The organism is Rhodopseudomonas sp. BR0C11 (assembly GCF_010820945.1).
Classification (GTDB): Bacteria; Pseudomonadota; Alphaproteobacteria; order Rhizobiales; family Xanthobacteraceae; genus Rhodopseudomonas; species Rhodopseudomonas palustris_H.
Window position 1 is genome coordinate 1 of sequence record NZ_QTKI01000687.1, and the last position, 1408, is coordinate 1408.

Sequence of the window (1408 nt, forward strand, 5' to 3'; positions counted from 1 at the left end):
GAGCTCGCCCTTGTTGTGCAGCATGCGGACGAAGCGGATCACGTCGGACGGCGTCGAGGTCAGGCCGCCGCCACCGGATTCCCATTTCTTGACGATGTCCGGCCGGCTCGGCCGCCCGACCCGGAAGTCGGCGTCGTTCGGCATCGGCTGCGCCATCCGCGCCTTCTGTTCCTCGGTGGTCAGATAATAGCGGGTATCCTTCATCCCGAGCGGATCGAACAGCCGCCCTTTCTGGTACTCATAGAACGACTTGCCGGAGGCGACCTCGATCACCCGGCCAAGCACCTCGTAGGAATTGCCGTAGTCCCACAGCGTGCCGGGTTGCTCCTGCAGCGGCAGCTTGGCGATCCGCTCGGCGAATTCGGCATTGCTCGGATCGCCATCGTAGATCTTGGCCGCCGCGATGGCCTTGCGCACCAGGCTGTCGCCATAGAAGCCGTAGGTGATGCCCGAGGTGTGCAGCAACAGATCGCTGATCAGGATCGGCCGCTTCGGCGCGACGAAATCGAGATACTTCTCGCCGTCCTCGCGCTTCTTCTCGACGCCGACCTTGGTGTCGGCGAATGCCGGGATGTATTTCGACACCGGATCGTCGAGCTTGATCTTGCCGTCCTGGACCAGCGTCATCACCGCGAAGGCCGTGAACGGCTTGGTCAGCGACGCCAGCCGGAAGATGGTGTCGTCGGTCATCGGCTCTTTGGTGGCGACGTCGCGAACGCCGAAGTACTTGTGATAGACCGGCTTGCCGTGGCGCTCGATATACACGATCGCGCCGGGAATTTTGCCTTCGGCGATGATCTTGTTGAAGAACTCGTCGATGCGTTCGAGTTTCTTGTCGGAGAACTGCACGCTCGGCGGCAGGTCGAAGGTGGTCTCGGCGATCGCCGGGCTCGCGGCCATTGCGGCCAGCGCTCCTGCCATCAACCATCGCGCAGCGCGACGCAGCATTCTCGTATCCTCCTAGGTTCTTTTTCGTGGATGTGATGGTAGCGGCGCGTGAAGCGGTTTCAAGGGGCCGCTTCCGCCAGCGCCGCGCGGTGCAACTCGGCACTCGCGGGCGAGAAGCAACAGAACACCGCTCGGGTCACTGAAGTGGTCGAGCGCAGCGCCTCAAGAGTGGTTCGGACCGCAATCGGCGCAGCGCGCTCGGGCGGGAAACCGTAAACGCCGGTCGAGATCGCCGAGAACGCAATCGAGCTCAGCGCATGCTCGTTCGCGAGCTGCAATGCGCGGGCGTAACAGGAGGCGAGCGCGGCATCTTCGCCATGGCCGCCGCCGTGCCAGATCGGGCCGACCGCGTGGATCACATGGCGCGCAGGTAAACGGTAGCCGCGGGTGATCTTGGCATCCCCGGTGGCGCAGCCGCCGAGCGTTTCACATTCGGCGACGAGTTCAGGACCGGCTGCAC

General features: G+C 63.8%; 2 protein-coding genes. Both read right to left on the bottom strand.

What is annotated here, in order from left to right:
- Nucleotides 1-900: serine hydrolase domain-containing protein (locus tag DYI24_RS26585; RefSeq protein WP_246701384.1), on the bottom strand; the 900-nt coding region annotated here is incomplete at its 3' end.
- 107 nt (nucleotides 901-1007) lie between these two features.
- A partial coding sequence (locus DYI24_RS26590; protein ID WP_164574456.1) for a macro domain-containing protein occupies nucleotides 1008-1408 on the bottom strand: 401 nt, incomplete at its 5' end.